The following is a 16,368-nucleotide window of genomic DNA, read 5'->3' as shown; positions in this document are numbered from 1 at the left end:
CAGTCATGAACGAATTTTTAGATATTCTTGTTGATATCGCGAGTACCCCAGCGATCTTAGTTGCGCTGATCGCCGTTTTGGGGAATGTGCTGCAAAAAAAAGACATTGCCACGATCGTCAAAGGGGGGATCAAAACCTTTGTTGGGTTTCTCGTGGTCACTGCCGGGGCTGGGGTGATCGAAAGCTCTCTGGCGCCATTTGGGGAGATGTTCCAAGCAGCCTTTAACATGCAAGGGGTCGTACCGAATAACGAAGCGATCGTTGCGTTAGCGTTGACGACTTACGGCACCTATACCGCACTTATTATGTTAGCAGGAATGGCCTTCAATATTTTGATTGCCCGTATCACTCGCTTTAAATACATTTATTTGACTGGGCATGCCACGTTGTATATGGCGTGCATGATTGCGGTGATTTTGAGCGTTACTGGAATGAACACCTATAATCTAGTTTTATTTGGCGGCTTAGCGTTAGGGATCTGTAACACGATTTTTCCAGCGATCGCACAGCCGTTTACCCGAGAAATTACCAAAAATGATTCCGTCGCATTAGGGCATACGGGAAACTTCGGCTATGCATTGAGCGGGTTGATTGGGAAATACGTTGGCAATAAGGAAAAATCTACCGAAGACATCAATTTTCCGAAAGGCCTGTCTTTCTTGCGGGATTCTACTGTTAGTATCACGATTACGATGGCGGTTGTATACGTGATCGTAGCAATTTTTGCTGGGAGTGAATTTATTACGGAAAATCTTAGCAATGGCACGAACTCGATCATTTATTCGTTGCAGCAAGCAGGTTCGTTTGCCGCTGGTGTCTTTGTGATTTTAGCTGGTGTCCGTCTGATTTTGGCAGAAATCGTACCAGCCTTTAAAGGGATTTCTGAAAAGCTTGTTCCTAATGCGATTCCTGCATTGGATTGTCCAATCGTCTTTCCTTATGCGCCAAATGCTGTTCTGATTGGTTTTCTAACCAGTTTTGTCGGAGGGATCGTTAGTTTGATCATCATGGTCTTCACAGGAACAACCGTTATTATTCCAGGTGTCGTGCCCCATTTCTTCTGCGGCGCAACAGCAGGTGTTTACGGCAATGCAACGGGTGGTGTGCGAGGCGCTGTCATTGGTTCCTTTATTCATGGGATCATTATCAGCTTCATGCCGATCTTGTTGATGCCAGTCATGGGGGATCTTGGGTTCCAAGGATCAACTTTCTCTGATACCGACTATGGGGTTGCAGGGATCTTCCTAGGAAACCTAGCCAATATGGGCGGTCAAATCGCCATCTTCTCAGGGATAATTGCGGTAGTCGCGGTCTTGATCGGATTGACGATTTTCAAGAAAAACAGTCGGGCAAAATCTGTTTCTGAATAAATAGAGGATGGAGGGATAAATAGTGGCAATCAGTGAACAAAAATACCACGAGCTTGAAGAATTAGCGGCAAAGATTCGTTTAGATACCCTTTGCAGCATCAAGAAAATGGGACAAGGCCATCTGGGCGGCTCCTTTTCAATTGTTGAATTATTGGCCGTTTTGTACGGCAAACAGCTGCGAATCAATCCACAAGATCCACAGTGGGCGGATCGTGACCGACTCGTCTTGTCAAAAGGGCATGCTGGCGCCGCCCTGTATAGTGCATTAGCAAATACGGGCTATTTTGATCGGTCGTGGTTATGGACGATCAATGAGGGCGGCACGAGACTGCCTTCCCATCCGGATCGCTGGAAAACGCCGGGGGTTGATGCCACCACAGGTTCACTGGGGCAGGGAACTTCCATGGCTGCTGGGATCGCGACAGGCCTGCGCTTGGCAGGCAAGGACAATTTTGTTTATTTGATCGTTGGAGATGGTGAACTAAATGAAGGACAGTGCTGGGAAGCCTTCCAATACATTGCCCACTTTAAACTGAATCACTGTATCGTCATTATTGATGACAACAAAAAACAGCTAGATGGGCCAACCAAAGACATTCTTGATCCCTTTGATATCCAGCAGAAGATGACTGCTTTTGGCTTTTATACAGAAAAAGTTCCAGGGGCAGACATGCAAGCCATTGATGAGGCAATCGAGCGCTGCAAAGCAATCGAAGACCAAGCGGTTTGCATTGTCTTGGACAGCGTGAAAGGACAAGGCGTTCCTTTCTTTGAAGAACTAGATGCCAATCACTCCGTGAAGTTTACCACGGATGAGATCAATCAAGCGGCAGAAGCGGCAATCAAAGAATTGACCATAAAAATCGAAGGAGGACGCTAAGGCATGTTTACATTAAGCAAAACCACTGCTGCTGGTAAAGAGCTGCGAACTTGTGTCGTTGACACATTGGTGGAACTCATGGATGAAAATAACCAGCTAGTTGCGTTAGATGCCGACCTTGGTTCTGCCAGCGGCTGGACCACGATTGCCAACAAACATCCCCAACTCTTTATCAACATGGGGATCGCGGAAGCCAATATGGTTGGTGTCGCGGCTGGCTTGAGTTTAACTGGTTATACACCTTTTATCCACACCTTTGGGCCATTTGCAACGCGTCGGGTATTCGATCAGCTGTTTATTTCTGGCGGCTATGGCGACAATATGATCAATATTTACGGTTCTGATCCAGGGTTTGCAGTCGGGCACAACGGCGGCACCCATACGACATGGGAAGATGTGGCATTGATGCGAATGATTCCCCAGTCGATCGTCTGCGATGCAGCGGATGAAGTCCAAATGGCGTGGATCATAAACACTTTTAGCCAATTATCAGGCATTCATTACGTAAGAGGCAATCGGAAAGCGGTTCCGATGATTTATGAAAAAGGCTCGACCTTTGAACTAGGAAAAGGCAATATTTTAAGACCAGGCGATGAACTGTTGTTGATTGCTAGCGGACAATTGGTTTCTGAAACACTGCAAGTGGCAGAAGAATTAGCAGAAAAAGGAATCAGCTGCGAAGTGATCGACATGTTTACCATCAAACCAATCGATAAAGAATTGATCCTCCGCGAAGTTCAGGGGAAACGGCAAGTAATCACCATCGAAAATCATTCTATTACCGGTGGACTAGGAAGTGCCGTCGCCGAAGTGCTTGCTGAAACAGGCAGTGCTGTCCCCTTAAAACGTATTGGTGTCAATGAACGGTTCGGTCAAGTCGGCACACCCGATTTCTTGCAAAAAGAATATGGCTTAGATGCTGCTTCAATAAAGCAGCAAATAGTCGAAGGGAAGGTCAGGGGATAGAAAAAAGAAGCATCAACGAATCAATAGTTGATGTTTCCTTTTCATTCCTTTCAGATCTTGTAAAAAAAGCGTCAAACAGCGTGTCAGTCCTGCTGTTTGACGCTTTTTTATGAACTAAGACAAAAACCAGCGCCGTAAGTTTTCTGCTTCGGTTAATGGAAAATAGAACAGCTTACTTTCGGTGAGAGTATCTTCGGTTTTGATGGTCAGCTGTGACTTGCCAAGCCCTCTTTTGTGCTGCCAATGCGTGGTGGTGACAGTGAAATCTTGGATTTTATTTTTCTTCAGATAAGCGGTCACCTTCGTAAGACCGCGGATCGTTTGGCACAACAATACGTGGTTATCTAAAAATTGATAGCCTTGTATTTTGCCTCGCCAGATGCTTGATAACACGAAGGAGCCAAAGAACACGAAGAAAATCAGCGCTAACCACCAGAAAAAGAAGGCAGAGATTCCTACAGCAAGCAGTCCGATCAGCAGCGGCCAACGGCAGAAGTACCAAAAGTTGGGTCGTGGATTTTTCACTAGAGCGGTTTGTTGAAACGACCATTCGGGTAAAAAGCGGGTCAATGTTTCGGTCAGCTGCGCCTCTTTCAAAATGGGGAACAGATAGACTGTATCATCGCTTTCTGACGAACTGCCAGCAGCCAGCAGTAATTTGACGGAGCTTAGATGAAAGATTCTTCGATAAAGGTTTTGTTCGACACTCAGCCCTTGGATCCTAGCGAGGGGAATCGTTTGGTGTCGTTTAGAAAACAAGCCCTGCGTGATCAGCAGCTGTTGTTGGTTCGTTTCCACCGTAAAGCCATAATAACGGAAAAGATTTCTGGCGATCGCAAGGAAGAAAAACAAAATCAGTAGCCCGAGTAGAATTGCAGCACCTAATAAAAGACCAAGTTGCTGCAATTCCGATGCATAGGCAAAGAGATTGGGAATGTTGTCGATCACGTTGTAGCCGATGACTAGAACCAAGGTGAAAACAGAAAAATCAGTGAGAGAAAACAAGAAAATCTCCTTAAATTTCAAAGTGAATGTTTCTAGCGGCGGCTTGGCTGACTTCTCAGCTGAAAACGCAGCATAATCGTCGGTTGGTTCTTCTCCACTAGTTGTTTGGGCATTCGGCTGTTGTGGTGTCGCAGCCGCCTTTTTTGACGCTTCGATGGAGGCAATGAGAGCCAGCGGCAATGCAGGGAAAAGAATTTCGGCTTCACCACTCGAACTAGCGGTGCTTTCCAACTTCACTTCAGCTAATTTAAATGGACGTAAATAAAAGTAATGATTTTCTTGAATCGTTTGGATGCGTTCAAATGGCAAAATCGTTTGTTTTTGGATAAAGAGTCCTTTGTTGACTAGTACACTCGTTTGATCGATTTGAAAGGTAAAGCGGGCGTAAGACAGTACCGCAAGAAGCAGACAGACCAGTAAAAATAGCAGAATGCCACCCAGAATCATCGGAAAAGAAGGGGCGTCGTTGAATAATTTGAATACAAGCAGAAATGCTAGTACCAGAAAATTTTTGCAATTTTTGAACCAATAAAGACCGATACACAGCAACGGCAGTCGTTGTTTTTCATAGATCATCTTTGACCACCTCGACTAAATTCATGATGGTTTCTCGCAAGCGTTCGGCTTGCGCCACTGGCAAGCCTTCAATGGTGTGGTTGGTCGCAGCCGTATGGATCTGTAAGGAGACTAAAGCGTATTTTCGCAAAAAGATCCCTTGGTCTGTTTCGATGTGCTGGATTCGACGGATCGGAATATACGTGGTGCTGCGAAATAGATAGCCACGTTGAATAGCGATATCCTTTTCTTGGATCTCGTAGCGATGGAATTTGTAACGATAGCTCATCAGCACAAAAGAAAGCAGATGACTGATCAAAGTCAGTGCCAATAGGCTTGACCAAAGGGCGAACACCCAGAAATGAAGCCAGTTTTGCATGGATAAAAACCAAAAAGAAGCAGCGAAAAGTAAACTGAAAATGATCAGTGAAGTAATTGTCCGCAACCGCCAAACACGGATGATGGTCTGAGGCATTTGTTCATTTAATAAGGGATAATTCAAGGGAAACGTCCTTTCTACATAGAAATAACTGGTTTACCCACAAATATAGTGGAGATAGAAGAAAAAAACAAGCTTAGAAATTAAAAATAGTTAATTGTGATTTAAATAGTGTGGCTCTATCGAACAAAAAGAAAAAGCCGCTTTTAGCTAACCAATGAGTATGGGGTTGTTCGTCATGAAAAAAGGCAAGTAGGCTATTGACTCTCCCTCAAGAGGAGACAGTATGCTTTAGTAGAAAGGGGCGATTGCTGTGGAAAAAATGATTGAGGTTGCCGAGCTATCTAAGAAAATCAACGGTAGGAAAATTATTGATCAACTTACCTTCACCGTAAAAAAAGGCGAGGTGTTCGGCTTATTAGGACCAAATGGAGCAGGAAAAACAACAACGATTGAAACAATTTTAGGTATCAAAACACCAGAGGAAGGTTCTGTCAAAATTCTCGGATCAGATCCTCAAAAAAAGCGACGTGAGGTATTTGAAAAAGTGGGGGTACAGCTTCAATCTTCAAGTTATCAGAACAATATTTGCGTCGGAGAATTGTGCAAAGAGATGACGCTCTTGTATCGACAGCCTCAAGACTATCAAGAGCTTTTGCGTTTGTTTCAGCTGGAACCACTCGAATCGCAATTCATCGACAAACTTTCTGGTGGGGAAAAACAAAAGCTTTCAATTGTACTCGCGTTGATCCCGAATCCCGAGGTGATTTTTTTGGATGAATTGACAACGGGACTGGATACAAAAGCACGGAGAAGTGTCTGGCAAACGCTCCTCAAACTAAAAGAAGCACAAATGACGATTCTATTGACGACCCACTATATGGAGGAGGCGGAGATTCTTTGTGATCGGCTATGCATCATCGCTCATGGGCGCAAGGTAGTTGAAGGCAGCACGAAGGAGCTGTTAAAACGAAGCGGTCAGCAAAAACTTGAAGAGGCATATCTTTGGTTTGTAGGGGAGGAGATAGAATGAGCAAAGTAATGAAACTAGCAAAAATTGAAGGAAAGTTAGCGTTGCGAGGAATCGATGGGATCGTCTTTGGTATTGGCATGCCGCTGGTCGTCCTGTTTTTGACCAATATGATCGGTGGAGAGAAAGTGATTGGTGCTACTTCATATACATTTCAAGAGGGCAGTTTTGCTTCGTTGCTGGTGGTGGGGATTTGCGCAACAGCCTTTATGGGGATTCCGTTAACTATCTGTGATTATCGAGACAAAAAGATTTTGAAACACTTTTTTGTTACCCCAGCTTCTCCAGTTCATCTGATTGCGGCTCAAGTGGTAGTAGCTGCAGCGACTGCACTACTCTCAGCGATAGGTGTCGCATTCGTGTCGGTGGTATTTCTCGACTATCAAATGAAAGGCAGCTGGATAGTATTGATAGCTAGCTATTTTTTCGTTATGATTGCCATGTATAGCCTAGGACTATTGATTGCTAGTTTGTGTAAAAATATCAAGATTGCCAATCTCGTATGCACAGTGGTTTATTTTCCCATGTTGTTTCTTTCTGGGGCAGTGATTCCCTTTGAGCTCTTTCCAGAAGGTGTGCAAAAAGTCGCTAATGTTCTGCCATTGACACAAGGCGTTAAATTGTTAAAGAGTGTGAGTCTCGATCAACCAATCGGTGACCCTCGATTCATTCTTTTTCTATTGACAGTGGTGACGATCATAGGATTTGGTTTGGCAGTTAAGCTTTTCCGTTGGGAATAACAGGAAACGGAGGAAAGAGTTATGACACAAGAATGTGAAAAAACACCAGATAAGCTGTATCGAATCGGCATGTTTTCTAAAATGAATCAAGTGACGATAAAAACACTGCGTTATTATGATGAGGTGGGGCTGCTTAAGCCCCATTTTATCGATCCAGATAATGGGTATCGCTATTATATCTCTAGTCAGTTGGCACCATTGCATCGGCTATTAGCTTTACGCAGAATGGGGTATAACATCGATGAAATCAAACAAGTGCAAGCAGGAGAAAGCGAAAGGCGAATTCTGCATCGCAAGAGACAGCAACTGATGAGAGAGATCACGGAACGGATGGCGATGCTCACGCAGATCGAAGGGTATTTGCAACAGGAAGAAGCCAATTACCAAATGATCGTGAAACGTTTGCCAGCAGTTATCGTCGCTTCAATGAGAATGGTCGTGCCAAACTTCGATCGGTTGTTTTCTATGATCCCAGAAATGGGGCTGCAGATGGAAACAGCTGGTTGCGTCTGCGCATTGCCCGAATATTGTTTTACTATCTATCATGACAACGAGTACAAAGAAGAAAACATTGATGTGGAAGTTTGCGAAGCGGTCACAGAAATGAAAGATAATCAAGGAAATTTGACCTTCAAGCAGATAGAAGAAGTACCAGAGGCAGTTTGCACGGTCCATAAAGGAGCCTACACTGAGTTTCCGAAAGCCTATGCTGCGGTGATCCAGTTTGCTGAAAATAACGGCTATCGAATCACAGGGCCTTTTCGTGAAAGCTATATTGATGGCATTTGGAATAAAGAAAGTGAAGAGGAATGGCTGACTGAGATCCAGCTTCCTGTTGAAAAAATCAGCAGGTGAAGGGAAGTAAACATTCAGCGTTTTTGCAAAATTTCTCCCCCGTAAGGTGTGAATTTCGGCAAGACCATCGTTTAATCGAGTGTCTACAGTCAATTCCCATTGACAAATCGACTGGCGCCTTCTAAAGTAAAAGCAGAAAAACAAGAGAAAAAGGTGATGACTCCGGCCTATCTGCTGTTATTCCTTCGTTAACAGGGGTAGGACTGGAAAAGAGTAAATAAAATCAATTTCATAGGCAAAAAATTGACTGCTTGCAGTTTTATTTGAAGTGCCTATCATTGATTTTATTTTACTCTTCGCTTTTTGATCTTCATCGCTTGAAGATTGACCGCAGAGTAAAATCTGCGGTCTTTTTTGTTTTTCAATTATTTTGAAAGGGGAAATTAAAATGTACCAAGAACTGAGAAAGGCAATCGAGCGGCCACCGCTCTATAAAAAAATGGCAGGGGCGTTTTGGGATGATGCGTATATTTCCAAGCAAATGTTAAAGGCTCATTTGGATCCTGATTTTGAGGGAGCGAGTAGAAAGGCTGACTTTATCGACGAATCCGTTCGCTGGATCAGTCGCATTGTTCCACCAGAAAAACAGACGCAACTTCTTGATATCGGCTGCGGACCAGGGATCTATGCGGAAAAATTTGCAGCGCTAGGCTATCAAGTGACAGGCGTTGATTACTCCAGAAGGTCCATCGCCTATGCGAGAGATTCTGCGAGTAAGCAGCAATTAAACATTACCTATCTATTTGATAATTATTTGGAGATGGCATTGCCTCAGCAGTTTGACTTTATTACCTTGATTTATTGCGATTATGGTGCCTTAAATCCAGAGGAACGAAAACTGCTGCTAAAAAATGTGCTGGCGCATCTAAAACCGGGTGGCAAATTTTTGTTCGATGTATTTACGATTGCCCAGTTTTTAACGCTTGATGAAGAGCAGACCTGGGAAAGTCACGAATCAGAAGGGTTTTGGCGGGGGGAGCCCCATCTTGTGCTGAATCAACGATGGAAATATCCTGATCACGTCTTGTTGGAGCAAACAATGATTTTAGCAGAAACTGAGCTCACCAATTATTATTTATGGACGACCTATTTTACAAAAGATGCATTGCTGAGGGAAGTTCAGGCTGCAGGCTTTGATATCTGTGAGGTATTTGGCGATGTCAAAGGCAGTCCTTATAGCGAAGAAGGTTCAACAATGACGATACTACTGAAAAAACCATGCACTCATTGAAAGAGTGGTTTTTATGTAAATAGAAGCAAAAAGAAACGACGATTTTCTGTCGTTTCTTTTTGTTTGGCGCAGGTCTGGTCGATTGATTCCTAGGTACGAATGATGTGGCTCTTTTCGTACTACTCAGCGAAACGTCGAACCATCGTAATATCTGTTTCCAAATAGCCCATTTTTTTGTATAGCTGATACGCAGACTGATTATGGGCAAAAACGTGCAAGCCGATTTCAATGATGCCTTGCTGGATCGCCCACTTTTCTAAAGCCTGTAACGCTTTGGTGCCATAGCCTTTTCCTCGCTGGTCTTCCTCGATGATAAAGTCATAGATGAAGGCTTTCTGGGCAGCTGTGTTGACCCAAATCACCCCGATCGGTTCACTAAAATCAGCTGCAAATAAAGAAAACAAGTGATTGTTTTCGGTGGCAGTCCCTTGAGGAAGTAAAGAAGCAAAGCTTTCTTTGGCTAGGGCGAGGGCCTCGTCTTTGGCCCATGTGCCTGCTTGGACTTTGTCATTGGCGTATTCGAAAACTGCATTGGTTAAGTAGGCAGCATAGTCGCTGTCTTTCATTGGGATTAAGTTCATCTATTTCTCCTTTTGTCCTTTTCGGCTCTTCTTAACCTACAGAATGATTGTAGGCAATGAGAAACAAGGACATTTGATATGAAACGGTTTGTTTCCCCTTCAGTTGAGGCGCTCTGGCAGCGGGTCTCGTCGTTGAAACAAAAACAGGTCATCCGGTGCAAACTGGTGTCGTGCATCGCAAGTATAGCCTCGTAGCCAGTCAACCCCATCGATGCGGCGAACGTAGAATCCTTTGGGGAAATCGTCGGTTTTTTCCAAAGGCACAGAAGCGATCGTGATTGCGGCAGCTGGCGCTTTTCCTTGGGATTTCAGTCCGGTACTATTTGCCAGTTGGCGATAGCTAAGACGAAAGTGTAAGGCCATTTCCAAGGTACAACAAGTCAATCCATAAGAAGGCGCAGCTGCAAAAATCTCCGTCAAAGAGCCGCCTTGGGGGAGTCCCAGTTCTTTAAGGGGAACAATCACACAAGCAGCACGCTGTTTATCGGCACTGAGGGAGAGCTGGGGATGGCGCAAGAGCTGGTTAGCATACGCATTTAAGTGAATCTGATTTTCTTCCAACTGCTGGCAAAGGCGGTTTAGCGAAACCCCGCCATAGTCTACGATCACTTCCTTCAAATCAAACACTCCTTTCAATAGGGAACCTTTTCTTAAAAAAATCAATTCGCACCCTCGTTCTCGGACAAATTGGCATAAATCACAGCAACTTCTTCTTGGTAACGATTCTTTAGTCGAGGGGGACTTAAAATGCGTAGGCTTTTTCCAAAAGAGAACAAATAGGGCACTACCCAGCTTTCCTCGGGCAAATCAACGGTAACCACAGCAGTGCCTTCCTCCGTCAAAGTAATATCCTGATGATCGAACTCATCATATACCCGATAAAGAACGTCGGCTTGAAAGAATAGACGCGCAGGATAGGTGTCAACAGTCAACTCAATGGCAGAATCAGGTGCAGTGACTGGGAAAAAATGCTGGTCAGTGACGTGGACCTGACTCATGCGGCTGATTTTAAATGTCCGAAAGGCATTCTTTTGCTGGTCGAAGGCTTGCAGATACCAAGCTTGCGAGCGAAAAAGCAGTTTATAAGGCTGGCAGATGCGTTTTTGCAGTCCCTGTTTACTGATATAGTCAAAGGTGATCACGTGGTTTGTTAAAATACTCTTTTTTAATAAATCAAACGTGTCGTTGCCGTTTTCCCGCCGATGCCAAGTGGAAAAATCCACTTCTAGCCAATCAGCATCGGGCTGCTTAAACAAGGATTGCAGTTTTGCCAGCGATTGCCCACTGATCTGTGGCGTCAGCTGGCGAATCCCTTTCAACGCCAAAAGCAGGTTTTTCCGTTCTTCCTCTGATAATAACACTTTATCCAACACAAAACTGCTTAACAAATAAACGCCGCCATTTCGACCCGTTTCGGTATAGATGGGCACGCCAATACTGCTTAAGGTATTGATATCTCTGGTGATGGTGCGAGTCGAGACTTCAAATTGTTTGGCTAATTCAGAAGTGGTTGCTTTTTCATGATTCAACAGGTGGTAGATAAGGCCGAATAGGCGTGTCGTGCTCACTTGGTTTACTCCTTTTATAAAAAGATGATAAAACACTGACACAAGATGTCTAGGTTTCTATCGTATCATAAAGACAAAGAAGGAGGAACTCCAATGAAATTTTCGATAATGGCAACGGAAAGAACCAATAATTTTACTGATCCAGCGATTCAAGCAAAAATCACTGGCTTATGGGAGAAAAACAGCGAGACGGTCAAGAAAGCCGCAGAAAAAGGAACGGTCATCGCTTGCGTTTACCACGAGTATGAGTCAAACTATCAAGGAGACTATGCCGTTTCGCTTTGTTTCGAAGAAACGGAGCAAGCAGACTTTGATACAGAAAAATATACTTGGAAAAAGTATCCGATCGATCGGCGCGATGCGCAGGGCATTTTGACTACTTGGCGTCAAATCTGGTCTGAGGAAGAAAACCAGCAGCTGCAGCGCAGGTATTCCTTTGATTTTGAACAGTATGCGCCAGACGGCGAAGTAACGATTTTTATCGCCATTGCTGAAAGCGACAAAGAGCAGCTATTTTCCTGAATAGGAGGACAAACAATGAGACAATATGAAAGCAAAGCAGCGCTGATCCAAGAGATTACAGAACGTTACCAAAAATTTCGCCAAGAATTTGATGAAATTCCTGAAGCCCTGCGAAATCAACGGATAGCAAGTGTCGACAAGACCCCTTCAGAAAACTTGTCTTACCAAATCGGCTGGGTCAGTTTGTTATTGTCATGGGAAGCACAGGAACAGCAAGGGATGAGCGTTCACACACCTGCTGAAGGGTACAAATGGAACAACCTTGGCGGATTGTATCAATCTTTTTATCAGACATACGGCAGTTTGACCTTAGCACAGCAGCAGGAGCTCTTAGACCAAAAAGTGACGGCCCTTTGCCAGTGGATCGAAGGCTTATCCGATCAGGAATTGTTTGAAGCAGGGCAGCGGGATTGGGCAACCACCAAAGCACAGTGGCCAGTCTATAAATGGATCCATATCAATACAGTAGCACCCTTTACCAATTTCCGAACGAAAATCCGAAAATGGAAAAAGGAAGCACTGCATTGATCAATAAAAGAAGCAAGCGGGTTGAGCGTTTTTTAGCAACTGAGGAACAGCTAACTTAAAGAATTGTTAAACAGTTGATCTGTGAAGATCAGCTGTTTTTTTTGTTTTGTGTCATCGCAAGAAACCACCTGGAAAGCCTATACTAGCTTATTGTCTAGTCGGTTTAGGTTAAGGAATAAACTGTTATTTTAATTCCTAAAGTGACGCGAAGGTGACAAAAATGAAACGCCAATTCTTAAAAGGGTATGCTATATTTTAAACAGTACTTGTTTTTCTACAGAAAAAAAGCGGGGAGTCGATGGCCTATCTTACGCAATCGACGCCAATTGGTTTTATAGAAAACACACAAAACCATTCCCAAGTCTGATGCAAGTTTGCTGAATATTCAGCAAAATAAAAGTAAATGACTAAGAATAGAAAGGGTGAGGATCATCGAAAACAACCAAACCATTGGCTTGACGTCAGGAGAAGTCAAGGCGCGGGTGCAGCGCGGTCAAGTCAATAAGACAAAAAAGGATACGACGAATACGTACCCGAAAATCCTTTTTACCAATATCTTTACCTTTTTCAATTTGATCAACTGTGTCCTATTCTTTCTCGTCTGTTTGACGGGTTCTTATCAAAACGGTTTGTTCGTCTTTGTTGTCTTCAGCAATGTGATCATCAATCTCTTTCAAGAAGTTCGTTCCAAACGAACGCTGGATAAGCTGGCACTGCTAAAAGTTGCCAAAGCCGATGTTTATCGGGATGGCAAGCTGGAGAACTTGCCGATACACAAACTCGTAATGGATGATGTGTTACGACTGAAAAGCGGGGATCAAGTGCCGACGGATGCCAAAGTCATTCAAGGATCTTTAGAAGTCAATGAATCCTTGCTGACTGGTGAAATGGATACGATCTACAAGCAGCCAGCAGACGAGTTGTTTTCTGGCAGTTTTATCACTGCTGGCGAAGCGTTATGCCAAGTGATCCACGTAGGCGCTGACAACTATATCGCAAAAATCAACAAAGAAGCCAAAACCATCAAACGACAAAAATACTTGATCCAAGGCAGTTTAAACAAAATCATTCGTTGGATCAGCCTGATTTTGGTCCCATTATGTACCCTCTTATTCGTTAAACAGTTCTATTTCTCTCATGCAACTTTCAACACCGCCATCTTACGGACGGTGGCGGCAGCTGTGGGAATGTTCCCCGAAGGTTTGTTTTTATTGACCAGTGTCACATTGACCATCAGTGCCGTCTATCTGGTGCGCAAAAAAGTGATGGTGCAGGAATTGAACTGCATTGATGCCTTGGCACGGGTCGATGTTCTTTGCTTAGATAAAACGGGCACGATCACCGAAGGCAAGATGACGGTGGAAAAGACGATTTCCTTTCAATCGGAAACACCGCTGGCAGAAATCACTGGTAACTTAATGGCGCAGCTGCCCGATCAGAACCCAACAGCAATGGCGCTACGGACCTTTTTCCCAGAAAAAACGACGTACCAGATGCAGCAAGTCGTCCCCTTTTCATCTGATCGTAAATTCAGTTGCGTCACGTTTGAAGGACAAGGCACTTATTTCATCGGAGCTGCGTCGATTTTACTGGGAACCAACCATGAAGCTGTCTTAAAACAGGAAAGGCAGCTGGCAGAAGAAGGCTACCGGGTGATCGTTTTGGCGCACAGTACGCAAGGCTATGAGGAGGCAGGACTGCCGACGGATATTGAACCGCTGGGCTTTTATTTACTGTCAGACACGATTCGTGAAGATGCCAAAGAAACCTTGGAGTATTTTCGTTCACAGGCAATCCAATGCAAGATCATCTCTGGCGATGATCCAGTGACAGTCAGTCAAATCGCGAAAAAAGTCAATCTACCAGGGGCAGCTGATTTTATCGATGTGTCAAAATTAACAGCGACCGAATTAAAAGAAGCTGTCAGCAACTATCAGATTTTTGGTCGAGTGACGCCGCAACAAAAGAAAGAAATGGTGCTCTACTTGAAAGAACAAGGGCATACCGTCGCAATGACTGGCGATGGCGTCAACGATGTTTTGGCGCTGAAAGAAGCCGACTGCTCGATCGCAATGGCTTCTGGTGTTGATGCTGCGCGTCAAGTGTCAAATCTGGTTCTTTTGGAAAATCAATTTGATGCTTTGCCATCGGTCATGGATGAAGGCCGCCGAGTGATCAATAACATTACCCGCTCAGGTTCATTGGTGCTAGTGCAAGTCTTATTCTCCATCATGATCACCATGGGGACGTTGTTATCAGGAACGACCTATCCTTTTGAGCCGATCCAATTAACGATCATCAATGCCTGCTTTGTTGGCATTCCGACCTTCTTTTTAAACTTTGAACCAGACTTCAATCGGATCAAAGGGGACTTTATGACGACGATTTTCAAAAATGCTTTTCCAACAGCCTTGACGATTACGGTAGGAACTTTGCTGATCATCAACTTTGGTTATTGGTTCAACAGCAGCAGTAAAGCTCTATCGATCATGAGCATTATTTTTACTGCTTGGAACTATCGCTTGATCCAGAAAAAAGTCTATCCAGCGATCAACAGCTATCGAACGATGATTTTTTTCAGCACTCAGATCTTGTACTTTGCTGCTTTGATCGTCGGTCGCGACCTCTTTAACCTAGGCAATACCAGCTATCTCAACCTCATTCTCTTGATTGCCTTGTTGAATTTTTCCGCCTACATGCAACGCTTTGCGGATAAGGGCATCGAGCTGCTGATGCGAAGATATACGAAGAAACGTAAAAGTTTATCAAAAGAAATGATTCAGTAAATAATAGAAAAACTGATTGCTTAAGCAGCGTTTGCAGCGTGCTAGGCAGTCAGTTTTTGATTTTAAATAAATTTCTTTTCTTTTCAAGGAGTCTAAGTCTTGCTATGAAACTCGTTTCGTACCGTACAATCAATCAAGAGACCTTTTCAGAAAATTGTCGAAAGTGGAACAACTAATTTTCTATGGTAGACTTAGGTCATTAGCAAAACAATCAGATAGGAATGAAAGAAATGGCAACGATTCGCGATATAGCAAAAATTACTGGTTTTTCGATCACGACGGTCTCTCGTGTGATCAATGGCCATCCTTATGTTGATGAGCAAAAGCGAGCAGCGATTTTGGCGGTGATGGAAGAACTGGATTACAAACCGAATAAAATCGCCCAAAAACTTAGCTCGGGGAAAACCTATAATATTGGAGTCATCGTACCGTTTGTCAATCACGCCTTCTTTGATGGAATTTTAAATGGCATCATGGAAGAAGCCTTTGCCCAAAAATACAAGGTGACGTTGCTTCCGACCAATTTTGATCGGAAGCTGGAGCTAGAATATCTGGAAGAATTCGCTGCAAAGGGATTTGACGGCTTGATCGTCATCACCCGCGCAAATCATATCGAGACATTTTATCCCTACATGGAAAAAGGACCGATTGTTTTTTGTGAAAATTCGACCGGTACTGCCGTTCCTTTCGTTGCGATCGACTTGGTCGGCTCTGTGACAGCCAGTATCAATTATTTGAAAGAACAAGGTGTAAAACGCTTGGGACTGACGCTCGGGCGCAGCAAACGCCTCAGCTGCAATTCAGTCAACACGATCGCAAAAGCCAAGGAGCTGTTTCCTAATTTTTCTGAAGCAGATATTTATTGGGATTGTATCAAAGCACAAGATGGGATTCCCGCAGCTGCATTTTTTAAGGAACGAGGAATCGATGGGGTGATCACAAATGGGGACGAGATCGCAGCGATGATCTTAAATCAATACCCTCACGGAACAGCACCCGTCGTGATTGGGCAAGAAAACCTGCTCATCAGTCAAATGCTGCACTTTTCTTCCGTTGAGTTTCATCTGGATCAGTGCGGCAAAGAAGCCTTTCGCTTGTTTCAAGAAAGAAAACAAGAGCAGATCATTCTGCCTTACGAACTTATTATCCGTGAATAATCATTGTTATAAAAAGAACACACCTTTTTGTCGAGAGGTGTGTTTTTGCCTGCTTATTAAAGGGGAATTGTAGAGATAAAATAAAAAAATAAAGAAAAAATTTATTTTGAAAGCTTGCTTTTCACAGAGTAAAGGGCTACCATTGGTCTGTGGCT

16 protein-coding genes are annotated in these 16,368 nt (G+C 43.9%); 11 read left to right on the top strand and 5 right to left on the bottom strand.

The genetic code is table 11. The annotated features are described in order from the left end of the window. Nucleotides 1-5 precede the first annotated feature (5 nt). Genes Q1X33_RS13255 through Q1X33_RS13245 form a run of 3 tightly spaced genes read left to right on the top strand, consistent with a single transcriptional unit; the run spans nucleotide 6 to nucleotide 3,216 of the window. The gene (locus tag Q1X33_RS13255) at nucleotides 6-1,370 is read left to right on the top strand and encodes a PTS ascorbate transporter subunit IIC (RefSeq protein WP_005227539.1); all 1,365 of its coding nucleotides are present in this window, start codon (nucleotides 6-8) and stop codon (nucleotides 1,368-1,370) included. A 22-nt stretch (nucleotides 1,371-1,392) separates the two neighbouring features. Then, nucleotides 1,393-2,250 carry a transketolase gene (locus Q1X33_RS13250; RefSeq protein ID WP_005231438.1) on the top strand — a complete coding sequence of 286 codons (858 nt, stop codon included), beginning with the start codon at nucleotides 1,393-1,395 and terminating at the stop codon, nucleotides 2,248-2,250. A 3-nt stretch (nucleotides 2,251-2,253) separates the two neighbouring features. Beyond that, nucleotides 2,254-3,216: a transketolase family protein gene (locus Q1X33_RS13245; RefSeq protein ID WP_301969716.1), complete on the top strand. Its 963-nt coding sequence runs from the start codon at nucleotides 2,254-2,256 to the stop codon at nucleotides 3,214-3,216. Nucleotides 3,217-3,330: 114 nt separating this feature from the next. Here the strand turns inward: Q1X33_RS13245 and Q1X33_RS13240 are convergent, their stop codons facing one another. Continuing rightward, entirely contained in the window at nucleotides 3,331-4,797 is a 1,467-nt protein-coding gene (locus Q1X33_RS13240; RefSeq protein WP_005227543.1) for a PH domain-containing protein, read from the bottom strand. Beyond that, nucleotides 4,787-5,278 carry a PH domain-containing protein gene (locus Q1X33_RS13235; RefSeq protein WP_005227545.1) on the bottom strand — a complete coding sequence of 164 codons (492 nt, stop codon included), beginning with the start codon at nucleotides 5,276-5,278 and terminating at the stop codon, nucleotides 4,787-4,789. The genes Q1X33_RS13240 and Q1X33_RS13235 overlap by 11 nt, the downstream gene beginning before the upstream one ends. Before the next feature lie 259 nt (nucleotides 5,279-5,537). On the opposite strand from Q1X33_RS13235, the gene Q1X33_RS13230 reads away from it, so the two are divergent. The 4 genes from Q1X33_RS13230 (at nucleotide 5,538) to Q1X33_RS13215 (ending at nucleotide 9,071) form a co-directional block, all read left to right on the top strand. Then, nucleotides 5,538-6,248, top strand: a complete 711-nt coding sequence (locus Q1X33_RS13230; RefSeq protein ID WP_171805169.1) for an ABC transporter ATP-binding protein — start codon at nucleotides 5,538-5,540, stop codon at nucleotides 6,246-6,248. Further along, nucleotides 6,245-6,985, top strand: coding sequence for an ABC transporter permease (locus Q1X33_RS13225; protein ID WP_016609706.1), 741 nt, complete (start codon nucleotides 6,245-6,247; stop codon nucleotides 6,983-6,985). The genes Q1X33_RS13230 and Q1X33_RS13225 overlap by 4 nt, the downstream gene beginning before the upstream one ends. Before the next feature lie 21 nt (nucleotides 6,986-7,006). Next, on the top strand, nucleotides 7,007-7,840 hold the full coding sequence (locus tag Q1X33_RS13220; RefSeq protein ID WP_034868784.1) for a MerR family transcriptional regulator: 834 nt from the start codon (nucleotides 7,007-7,009) through the stop codon (nucleotides 7,838-7,840). Nucleotides 7,841-8,228: 388 nt separating this feature from the next. Continuing rightward, the gene (locus Q1X33_RS13215) at nucleotides 8,229-9,071 is read left to right on the top strand and encodes a bifunctional 2-polyprenyl-6-hydroxyphenol methylase/3-demethylubiquinol 3-O-methyltransferase UbiG (protein WP_034868782.1); all 843 of its coding nucleotides are present in this window, start codon (nucleotides 8,229-8,231) and stop codon (nucleotides 9,069-9,071) included. A gap of 119 nt (nucleotides 9,072-9,190) precedes the next feature. Here Q1X33_RS13215 and Q1X33_RS13210 read toward each other — a convergent pair whose 3' ends face one another. From Q1X33_RS13210 to Q1X33_RS13200, 3 genes are all read right to left on the bottom strand, one after another. Beyond that, the gene (locus Q1X33_RS13210) at nucleotides 9,191-9,652 is read right to left on the bottom strand and encodes a GNAT family N-acetyltransferase (RefSeq protein WP_034868779.1); all 462 of its coding nucleotides are present in this window, start codon (nucleotides 9,650-9,652) and stop codon (nucleotides 9,191-9,193) included. A gap of 99 nt (nucleotides 9,653-9,751) precedes the next feature. Next, on the bottom strand, nucleotides 9,752-10,270 hold the full coding sequence (locus Q1X33_RS13205; protein WP_309420117.1) for a helicase: 519 nt from the start codon (nucleotides 10,268-10,270) through the stop codon (nucleotides 9,752-9,754). A gap of 41 nt (nucleotides 10,271-10,311) precedes the next feature. Next, on the bottom strand, nucleotides 10,312-11,220 hold the full coding sequence (locus Q1X33_RS13200) for a YafY family protein (protein ID WP_005227558.1): 909 nt from the start codon (nucleotides 11,218-11,220) through the stop codon (nucleotides 10,312-10,314). A 93-nt stretch (nucleotides 11,221-11,313) separates the two neighbouring features. On the opposite strand from Q1X33_RS13200, the gene Q1X33_RS13195 reads away from it, so the two are divergent. From Q1X33_RS13195 to Q1X33_RS13180, 4 genes are all read left to right on the top strand, one after another. Next, a complete protein-coding gene (locus Q1X33_RS13195) occupies nucleotides 11,314-11,742 on the top strand; it encodes an effector binding domain-containing protein (RefSeq protein ID WP_034868777.1) in 429 nt (142 codons plus the stop codon). Nucleotides 11,743-11,757: 15 nt separating this feature from the next. Continuing rightward, a complete protein-coding gene (locus tag Q1X33_RS13190) occupies nucleotides 11,758-12,270 on the top strand; it encodes a ClbS/DfsB family four-helix bundle protein (protein WP_005227560.1) in 513 nt (170 codons plus the stop codon). Nucleotides 12,271-12,692: 422 nt separating this feature from the next. Further along, nucleotides 12,693-15,056: an HAD-IC family P-type ATPase gene (locus tag Q1X33_RS13185; RefSeq protein ID WP_005231437.1), complete on the top strand. Its 2,364-nt coding sequence runs from the start codon at nucleotides 12,693-12,695 to the stop codon at nucleotides 15,054-15,056. 230 nt (nucleotides 15,057-15,286) lie between these two features. Further along, nucleotides 15,287-16,213: a LacI family DNA-binding transcriptional regulator gene (locus Q1X33_RS13180; RefSeq protein WP_034868775.1), complete on the top strand. Its 927-nt coding sequence runs from the start codon at nucleotides 15,287-15,289 to the stop codon at nucleotides 16,211-16,213. The last annotated feature ends 155 nt before the right edge of the window (nucleotides 16,214-16,368 follow it).

This window comes from Enterococcus sp. B2E4, assembly GCF_030499455.1.
In the GTDB taxonomy this organism is placed as follows: domain Bacteria; phylum Bacillota; class Bacilli; order Lactobacillales; family Enterococcaceae; genus Enterococcus_D; species Enterococcus_D casseliflavus.
Note: the sequence above shows the minus strand (reverse complement) of the source record. Positions and strands in the feature narration are given on the sequence as shown.

Excerpts from the sequence above, each read along its gene's own strand:
- Q1X33_RS13210 (WP_034868779.1), bottom strand. The coding sequence starts at position 9,652 with ATGAACTTAATCCCAATGAAAGACAGCGACTATGCTGCCTACTTAACC.
- Q1X33_RS13195 (WP_034868777.1), top strand. The coding sequence starts at position 11,314 with ATGAAATTTTCGATAATGGCAACGGAAAGAACCAATAATTTTACTGAT.
- Q1X33_RS13190 (WP_005227560.1), top strand. The coding sequence starts at position 11,758 with ATGAGACAATATGAAAGCAAAGCAGCGCTGATCCAAGAGATTACAGAA.
- Q1X33_RS13220 (WP_034868784.1), top strand. The coding sequence starts at position 7,007 with ATGACACAAGAATGTGAAAAAACACCAGATAAGCTGTATCGAATCGGC.
- Q1X33_RS13225 (WP_016609706.1), top strand. The coding sequence starts at position 6,245 with ATGAGCAAAGTAATGAAACTAGCAAAAATTGAAGGAAAGTTAGCGTTG.
- Q1X33_RS13240 (WP_005227543.1), bottom strand. The coding sequence starts at position 4,797 with ATGATCTATGAAAAACAACGACTGCCGTTGCTGTGTATCGGTCTTTAT.
- Q1X33_RS13215 (WP_034868782.1), top strand. The coding sequence starts at position 8,229 with ATGTACCAAGAACTGAGAAAGGCAATCGAGCGGCCACCGCTCTATAAA.
- Q1X33_RS13255 (WP_005227539.1), top strand. The coding sequence starts at position 6 with ATGAACGAATTTTTAGATATTCTTGTTGATATCGCGAGTACCCCAGCG.
- Q1X33_RS13180 (WP_034868775.1), top strand. The coding sequence starts at position 15,287 with ATGGCAACGATTCGCGATATAGCAAAAATTACTGGTTTTTCGATCACG.
- Q1X33_RS13245 (WP_301969716.1), top strand. The coding sequence starts at position 2,254 with ATGTTTACATTAAGCAAAACCACTGCTGCTGGTAAAGAGCTGCGAACT.
- Q1X33_RS13230 (WP_171805169.1), top strand. The coding sequence starts at position 5,538 with ATGATTGAGGTTGCCGAGCTATCTAAGAAAATCAACGGTAGGAAAATT.